This is a genomic window from Sinomonas sp. RB5, from assembly GCF_054063535.1.
This window is the reverse complement of record NZ_JBSSGJ010000018.1, coordinates 92,432-100,286: the sequence shown is the minus strand read 5'-3', so window position 1 is coordinate 100,286 and position 7,855 is coordinate 92,432. Positions and strand designations below refer to the sequence as shown.

The window sequence follows — 7,855 nt, the reverse complement described above, 5'->3', positions numbered from 1 at the left end:
CGCGAGGGTGTGGGAGAGTAGGACACCGCCGGACAACACCACACGGTCGAGCCCCCCAACCACCCGGTTGGGGGGCTCCCGCACTTAACAAGCACCTACGGAGCCCCTCGAGCGCACCCACGCCCGTGCATGGCGCTGCGGGCTACGATCGAAGGCGTGGATCCGCTCTTCTCCCATGCACCCCAGCCCTCCGGTGAGCCGGAGCAGGGCGGCGAGCTGCCGTCGTCGCGCGTGCTGCACATGCTGCTCCCGGCCCCGCGCGAGATCGTCTACGGCGCCTTCGTAGGAGACCTCCATCTGTGGTGGCCCTCCTCCTACACCGGGTTCGGAGAAGGGACGCACGCGTTCATCGAGGACTCGGTCGTGGGGGAGGAGGGCCCCGATGGGCAGCTCCAGGTCTGGGGCACCGTCACGGAGGAGCGCCCCGGTGAGCTGATCGAGATCGCGTGGACGCTCGCCGGCAGCCCCGATTCCCCGACGCGGGTGCGCGTCGAGTTCAGCGACGCCGACGATGGCACGCTCGTGCTCTTCACCCACGACGGCTGGGCCCGAGGCGCCGAGGGCGCGCAGCAGTACGCGAAGTACAGCGAGTGGCGCGTGATCCTGGGGCGCTTCGCGGCCTTCTTCGGCCAGCCTGGCGACGCCGTGACCGAGAGCTGAGGGTCCTAGCGGCGGTGCTGCGGGACCGCCGTGCTGGCCCGGACCACGAACTCGGGGTCGAAGATCCTGCTCCGGGGCGCCAGGCCGCCGTCGGAGGCTCCGACGGCCATCCCGTCCGGGGCCGCGCCGCGCTGGACGCGTGGCTGTCCCGGGCGCGAGGATGCTGGTCATGGTCACCTTTGAAGGCTTTCCCGCCGAGGGGCCGGCGTTCTATGCCGACCTCGAGGAGAACAACACCAAGGAGTGGTGGAGCGAGCACCAGGAGGTCTACGAGCGCGCGGTCCGGGCGCCGATGACGGCGCTGCTGGACGGCCTCGCCGCCGAGTTCGGCCCGGGAAAGGTCTTCCGGCCGCACCGGGACGTGCGCTTCAGCCGGGACAAGTCGCCGTACAAGACCTCCCAGGGCGGGTTCGTGCAGACCGCCGAGGGCACCGGGTACTACGTCCACCTCGACGCCGAGGGGCTCGCGGTCGGGGCCGGCTGCCACACGTCCACGTCCGCCCAGGTGGAGCGCTTCCGCGCAGCGGTCGACGCCCCAGCCGACGGGAGCTCACTGGAGGCGATTGTCGGATCGCTCGGCGGCGCCGGGTACGCGATCGAGGGCGAGCGGCTCAAGACCGTTCCCCGCGGCTACGCCAAGGACCATCCGCGCGCGGAGCTGCTCAGGCACAAGACCCTCACCGCCGGGAAGGCGGTCGGCACGCCGGAGTGGCTCGGATCGGCCGAGGCGCTCGAGCATGTCCGCGCCAGCTGGGCCGAGCTGCGCCCGCTCGTGGAGTGGCTCACCGCGCACCTGGGCTGAGGTCAGTCGTCGACGAGGTCCTCGTCGTCGTACTCGTCCTCCCGGTGCCTGGCTTCCTCCTGCTCGATGACCCTGAGCATCTGGGTGTCCGGGTTGAGCATGATCGCGGCCTCGTCCCGGCGGTGCCGCAGGACGCTGTCGATGTAGGACTGCACGGTCTCGGCGAGCGGGACGTAGCGGTCGAGCCGCTCGGACATGTACCACCGGTGCTCCAGGACCTGGTGCACCACCTCGGCGGGCTCGAGCTTGCCGGAGAGCTCGCGGGGGATGGCCTTGACGATGGGCTCGAAGACCTGGCTGACCCACGCGTGCGCGCTGATCTCCTCATCCTGGCCCGGGTAGTTCTCGGCGCGGAACGTGTCCATGTCGTTGAGCAGCCGGCGGGCCTGGTTCTCCTGGGCGTCGATCCCGGTGAGCCGCAGGAGCCGCCGCTGGTGGTGGCCGGCGTCGACCACCTTCGGCTGGAGCTGGATCGTGGAGCCGTCCGGGGTCGTCTTGATGGCGTACTCCTCCACGTCGAACCCGAGCTCGTTGAGCCGGCGGATGCGAGCCCCGAGCCGCCAGCGCTCGCCGAGCTCGAACGATTCCTTCTCGGTCAGCTCGTTCCAGAGGTTGCGGTAGGAATCCATGATCCGCTCGCTCGTGGCGACAGGATCGACCTCCTCGTCGATGAGGCCGCCGTCGAGGAGGTCCATGAGCTCCCCGGCGATGTTGACGCGCGCGATCTCCAGATCGTACTCGCGCTGGCCGGTGGAGAGGTCCGGGTACAGCTCGCCCGTCTCGGCGTCCACGAGGTAGGCGGCGAACGCGCCGGCGTCGCGCCGGAAGAGGGTGTTGGAGAGCGAGACGTCGCCCCAGTAGAAGCCCACGAGGTGGAGGCGCACCAGCAGCAACGCCTGGGCATCGATGAGGCGGGTGAGGGTGTCCCTGCGCAGCTTCTGGGAGAAGAGCGCGCGGTAGGGGAGGGAGAACTTGAGGTGGCGGGTCACGAGGGCCGTGTCCAGCGGCCTGCCGTCCGGGGTCTGGCGGTCGCGGATCACGGCCACCGGCTCCACGCAGGGCACATCGAGCCGCTGGAGCTTGCGCAGCATGTGGTACTCGTGCCGGGCCACGTGCTCGCTCGTCTCCTTGACCGCGATCACCGACCCGCCGAGCCTCGCGAAGCGGACGATGTGCCGGGAGATGCCCCGGGGGAGCGCGGCGAGGTACTGCTCGGGCCAGTCCTCGAGGGCCACGTGCCACGGCAGGTCGAGCAGCTCGGGGTCGGCCACCGCGGCCGTGATGTTCAGCGACCCCAGCGCCGGGGCCCCGGGGTCGGGCTCCTGCCGGCGGGCGAGCTTGCCCACCTCCTCGTAGTCGGTGGGCTCGTCCTGCCAGGTGGCGCTCTGGTCGGTCATGGCTTCCATTCTTCCGCTGATGGGCCAGGGCGCGCAGCCCCGCTCACACGAGTGCCCGCCGGGAGGACCCGGCGGGCACGTCGCTGTGGTGTGGTGCGGGCGGGCTCAGCCGCCCCCGGGCTCAGTCGCCGAGGCGCTGGGCCGACTTCGTGTCGAAGAGGTGGACGTGCCCCTGCTGCGGGCGGACCCAGATCGTCTCGCCCTTCATCGGCGGGCGGCGGCCGTCCACGCGGGCCACGATGTCGTGGTTCTGGCCGTCGAGGCTGGTGTGGCCGTACACGTACGCGTCCGCGCCGAGCTCCTCGACCACGTCCACCTCGACCTCGAGGCCCTCGCCCTGCGGGGCGGTCTCGAGGTCCTCGGGCCGGACGCCGAGCGTCACGGTGGGGCCGCTGGCCTCGGAGAGGACGTCGCGGGACACGGGGTAGATGGTGCCGCCGAACTTCACGCCGCCGTCGGCCTCCGGCAGCTCGAGCAGGTTCATGGCCGGGGAGCCGATGAAGCCGGCCACGAAGACGTTCGCCGGGCGGTCGTAGAGGTTGCGGGGGGTGTCGACCTGCTGGAGGATGCCGTCCTTGAGGACCGCGACGCGGTCGCCCATGGTCATGGCCTCGACCTGGTCGTGGGTCACGTACACCGTGGTGACGCCGAGGCGCCGGGTGAGCGAGGCGATCTGCGTGCGGGTCTGGACACGGAGCTTGGCGTCGAGGTTCGAGAGCGGCTCGTCCATGAGGAAGACCTGCGGGTTGCGGACGATCGCCCGGCCCATCGCGACGCGCTGGCGCTGGCCGCCGGAGAGGGCCTTCGGCTTGCGGTCCAGGTACTGCTCGAGGTCCAGGAGCTTGGCCGCCTCGCGGACGCGCTGGGCGCGCTCCTCCTTGGAGACGCCGGCGATCTTGAGCGCAAAGCCCATGTTGTCCGCAACGGTCATGTGCGGGTACAGGGCGTAGTTCTGGAAGACCATGGCGATGTCACGGTCCTTCGGCGGGACGTCGGTGACGTCGCGCTCACCGATGAGGATGCGGCCCGAGTTCACGTCCTCGAGTCCGGCGAGCATGCGCAGGGAGGTGGACTTGCCACAGCCGGACGGGCCGACCAGGACGAGGAACTCGCCGTCTGCGATCTCGATGTTGAGCTTGTCGACGGCGGGCTTGTCGGTGCCCGGGTAGAGGCGCGTCGCATTGTCGAACGTAACTGTAGCCACAGTCATCGATCCCTTCACCGGCAGGTACGTGCCGGACGATCCGTAGTGAATGGTTCTTGTTGTTCAGTTGTGTCCCCGGAGGGGGAGTGGAGCACTGGCCGCCGAAGCTGGCGCCGCCAGTGTGCCACAGCATCAGGAACGAGGGCAGCGCCCTCGCTCACACAGAGAGTATGGCATGGATCACATTCGGTTGGATAATGTGACGTGCGCAACGTCCACGATGCGGCCCTCGGGCGGTCAGGGGGTGCGCTGGGCCGGGAGTTCCGAGCGCAGCCGGGCAAGGAGGTCCACGACGTCGGCCACGTCCTCGGGGCTCCCGACGCGGAACGCGGCCGCGGTCTCGCCATCGCCGACCTTGAGCCCGACGTCGCCCGTCTCGAGGGCATGGAAGCCGTCCTCGTCCGTGACGTCGTCGCCCGCGAAGAACACCGCGTCCGCCTCGGTGACCTGCCGCAGGAAGGCGAGGCCCTCGCCCTTCGTGGCGTGCACCACGGAGCCCTCGAGCACTTCCTTGCCGTCCTTGAGGAAGATGTCGCTGCGGGCGGCGAGCAGCTTCTTGGCGCCCGTGACCGCGGCGGCGGCGTCCTCCCGGTCAGCCTGGCGGGTGTGCAGGACGCGTCCGGCGGGCTTCTCCTCCACCCACGTGCCCGGGGCCTGCGACGCGATCTCGGTGAAGACCCGGTGCAGGATGTCCAGTGCGTCGCGCTGGTCGGGATCGAGGGTGACGGGCTGCTCCTCGCCGCCGAGGCGGACCTCGGCGCCGTGGCTGCCGATCAGCAGCGTGCGGGTGTCCGGGGAGGCGACGGCCACGAGGCTCGCCAGCGACCGGCCCGAGACGTAGGCCGTCCACGTGTGGGGGAGTGCGGCGAGCCGCACCACGGCGTCCCCCGTCGCCGGAAGGGGGCGCGCGTCCTCGGCCCGGGGCACGATCGGCGCGACCACGCCGTCGAAGTCCAGGGCCACGAGGAGCTTGTCGACCTTGGCGAGGCGCGCGAGCGCTTCGCGCAGTTCCCCGTCGATGCTCACGGGCAGACCTCCTTGAGGCGGGCGAGGAACGAGGCGGACCATTCCTCGACATTGTGGACCACGATCTGCCGGCGCATGGCCTTCATGCGGCGCGCCGCGACCCCGCGGGGAAGGCTGATGGCCGTGGTGATGGCGTCCTTGAGGCCCGCGATGTCATGCGGGTTCACCAGCAGCGCCTGCTTGAGCTGGTCCGCGGCGCCCGCGAACTCGGAGAGCACGAGTGCCCCGGTCCCGTCGCGGCGCGCGGCAACGTACTCCTTGGCCACGAGGTTCATGCCGTCGCGCAGCGCGGTGACGAGCATGACGTCGGCGGCCAGGTAGAGGGCGACCATCTCCTCGACCGGGTAGGAGTGGTGCAGGTAGCGGACGGCCGTGTGCTGCATCGTGTCGAAGGTGCCGTTGATGCGGCCGACGGTGCCCTCGATCTCCTCCCGCAGGATCCTGTACTGCTCGACCCGCTCGCGGCTCGGGCTCGCGACCTGGATGAGGGTGACGTCCCCGACGCGGGCCCGGCCGTCCGTGAGGAGCTCCTCGAACGCCTTGAGGCGGTGGCGGATGCCCTTCGTGTAGTCCAGGCGGTCCACGCCGAGCATGATCGTGGTCGGGTCGCCGAGGTCGTGGCGGATCTGGCGCGCCCGCTCGATGATCTCCGGACGCTCCGCGAGCTCGCTGATCCGCGCCGTGTCGATGGAGATGGGGAACGCCTCGGCCCGGACCGTGCGCTCCCGCGGCGACCACTCGCCGTCGTGCGCGGGATCCGTGACCACCAGCCGGGAGCCCTTGCCCGCCGCGCGGGCATAGCGGCGGGCGGCGCGGGCGAAGTTCGCGGCGTCGTTGGGCCGCTGGAAGCCGAGCAGGTCCGCGCCGAGGAGGCCCTCGAGGACCTGCCGCCGCCACGGCAGCTGGGCGAAGATCTCCTGCGGCGGGAATGGGATGTGGTTGAAGAAGCCGATCTTCAGATCCGGGCGGAGCCGGCGCAGCATGGCCGGCACGAGCTGGAGCTGGTAGTCCTGCACCCACACCGTGGCGCCCTCGGCGGCCCGCTCGGCGGCGGCGTCCGCGAAGCGCTGGTTCACGCGCTGGTACGAGTCCCACCAGGCCCGGTGGAACTCCGGGGGCGCGATGACGTCGTGGTAGAGCGGCCACAGGGTCGCGTTGGAGAAGCCCTCGTAGTAGTTCTCGACCTCCTGCGCCGTCAGCGGCACCGGGAGGATCGTGATGCCCTCGTGCTCGAACGGCTCGAGGACCTCGTCGGGGGCGCCGTGCCAGCCCACCCACGCGCCGTCGGACTTCTCCATGACCGGCGCGAGCGCCGTCACGAGCCCTCCGGGGGAGCGCCGCCAGCCGGAGCCGCTGGCCTCCTCGACCCGGTCCACGGGAAGGCGGTTCGAGACCACCAGGAAGTCGTACAGCTCTCCCTGGGCCTCATCGGCGGCCTCTCCTGCGGTCTTGGTGGCACTGCTCTGGCTCACGCTCAGCCCCCTCAACTATTCCTCATTGGCCTCCAGCCTACCGGGGAGCACTGCGCAGCACGTCACACCGGGGTCCGGAACTGCCCAGCGGCGCAGGTCGTTGCGCAGTACGGAAGACCTGCGCGGGCAGGGGAGTGGCGCGGGCGCGGCCGGAAGGGCGCGGCGGCGCTGCACTACACTGGGCCCGTCGCCGCCATGCGCGCCGAGAAGGTGCCGCGAACCGATCATGAGGAACGATGAGCCCCGCCAACCAGCCACGACAGACCAAGGCAGAGCGCACCGCCGCCGCCCGTGAGAAGGCCCGCCAGATCCGTGAGGCGCAGCAGAAGAAGGAGCGGCGCAACAAGCTGCTGATCCGCTGGGGCGTCGTCGTGGCGCTCGTCGCCGTGATCGCCGTTGTCGCGCTCGTCGTGACCACGTCGATGCGGCAGAACGCCCCGGTCGGGGACACCGGGCCGCGCGCGGCCAACACCAACCAGTACGGCGGCGTGACCTTGGGGAAGGGCACCGCGGTGACGCCGGTGCCGGCCTCCACCGTCAACGTCGCGGACGTCCCCTCGCCGACCGCCCAGCCGACGCAGGGCCAGGCGGCCAACGCCCCCGGCGTCGAGGCGTCCGCGAAGGGCCAGCCGGTCAAGGTGGTCCTGTACGTGGACTTCATCTGCCCGATCTGCAAGCAGTTCGAGGACACCTACGGCTCCAAGCTGACGCAGGAGCGCAACGACGGGAAGATCACCGTCGAGTACCGGCCCCTCGGCTTCCTGGACCGCAACTCGACCACGAACTACTCTTCCCGGGCCGCGGCGGCCGCGGCCGCGGTGGCGAACTCCTACCCGGACAAGTACGCCGACTTCTTCAACGCCCTCTACGCCCAGCAGCCGGCCGAGGGCAGTGCGGGCCTGTCCGACGACAAGCTCAAGCAGATCGCCAAGGACCTCGGCGCGGACATCAGCAAGGCCGTGGACGACAAGACCTACCGCCCGCAGGTCAAGTACGACACCCAGCTCGCCTCGTCCTCCGGGGTGACCGGAACGCCGACCGTCTTTGTGGACGGCAAGCAGTGGGGCGTGGGCGCCGCCGCCAACACCCCGTTCGACCAGTTCCTGGACGCCGCGGTGGCGGCGAAGGGCTGATTCCCGCTCCCCGTCCGCGGCGCGGCGACGGACGACGGCGGCCCGGTCCCCTGTGCGGGGGCCGGGCCGCTTTCGTTTCTGGGACCCGGGCGGAGCCGGTAGGCTGGTGCTGCGCGCCCCGTGGGCGCCCCGCCCCCTTAGCTCAGTTGGCCAGAGCATCC

7 protein-coding genes are annotated in these 7,855 nt (G+C 70.8%); 3 read left to right on the top strand and 4 right to left on the bottom strand.

All coding sequences use genetic code 11. The features are described 5' to 3' along the window. Positions 1 to 156: 156 nt before the first annotated feature. Both ACVWWH_RS17660 and ACVWWH_RS17655 read left to right on the top strand, forming a co-directional pair. A complete protein-coding gene (locus tag ACVWWH_RS17660) occupies positions 157 to 660 on the top strand; it encodes an SRPBCC domain-containing protein (RefSeq protein ID WP_457317445.1) in 504 nt (167 codons plus the stop codon). Positions 661 to 829: 169 nt separating this feature from the next. Further along, positions 830 to 1,462 carry a DUF2461 domain-containing protein gene (locus tag ACVWWH_RS17655; protein ID WP_457317444.1) on the top strand — a complete coding sequence of 211 codons (633 nt, stop codon included), beginning with the start codon at positions 830 to 832 and terminating at the stop codon, positions 1,460 to 1,462. Between the two features lie 2 nt (positions 1,463 to 1,464). Here ACVWWH_RS17655 and ACVWWH_RS17650 read toward each other — a convergent pair whose 3' ends face one another. The 4 genes from ACVWWH_RS17650 to ACVWWH_RS17635 all read right to left on the bottom strand — a co-directional run bounded on the left by ACVWWH_RS17650 (position 1,465) and on the right by ACVWWH_RS17635 (position 6,561). Next, on the bottom strand, positions 1,465 to 2,859 hold the full coding sequence (locus tag ACVWWH_RS17650; protein ID WP_447421184.1) for a DUF4032 domain-containing protein: 1,395 nt from the start codon (positions 2,857 to 2,859) through the stop codon (positions 1,465 to 1,467). A gap of 121 nt (positions 2,860 to 2,980) precedes the next feature. Next, positions 2,981 to 4,063: an ABC transporter ATP-binding protein gene (locus tag ACVWWH_RS17645; RefSeq protein WP_066501966.1), complete on the bottom strand. Its 1,083-nt coding sequence runs from the start codon at positions 4,061 to 4,063 to the stop codon at positions 2,981 to 2,983. Positions 4,064 to 4,300: 237 nt separating this feature from the next. After that, a complete protein-coding gene (otsB, locus tag ACVWWH_RS17640; protein ID WP_306505421.1) occupies positions 4,301 to 5,089 on the bottom strand; it encodes a trehalose-phosphatase in 789 nt (262 codons plus the stop codon). Then, entirely contained in the window at positions 5,086 to 6,561 is a 1,476-nt protein-coding gene (locus ACVWWH_RS17635) for an alpha,alpha-trehalose-phosphate synthase (UDP-forming) (protein ID WP_276508651.1), read from the bottom strand. The genes otsB and ACVWWH_RS17635 overlap by 4 nt, the downstream gene beginning before the upstream one ends. A gap of 236 nt (positions 6,562 to 6,797) precedes the next feature. On the opposite strand from ACVWWH_RS17635, the gene ACVWWH_RS17630 reads away from it, so the two are divergent. Further along, complete coding sequence (locus tag ACVWWH_RS17630; protein WP_447421189.1) at positions 6,798 to 7,694, top strand: DsbA family protein; 897 nt, start codon at positions 6,798 to 6,800, stop codon at positions 7,692 to 7,694. Positions 7,695 to 7,855: the final 161 nt, after the last annotated feature.

Bases quoted from the DNA above. Each gene is read 5' to 3' on its own strand.
- ACVWWH_RS17655 (WP_457317444.1), top strand. From the start codon at position 830: ATGGTCACCTTTGAAGGCTTTCCCGCCGAGGGGCCGGCGTTCTATGCC.
- ACVWWH_RS17650 (WP_447421184.1), bottom strand. From the start codon at position 2,859: ATGACCGACCAGAGCGCCACCTGGCAGGACGAGCCCACCGACTACGAG.
- ACVWWH_RS17630 (WP_447421189.1), top strand. From the start codon at position 6,798: ATGAGCCCCGCCAACCAGCCACGACAGACCAAGGCAGAGCGCACCGCC.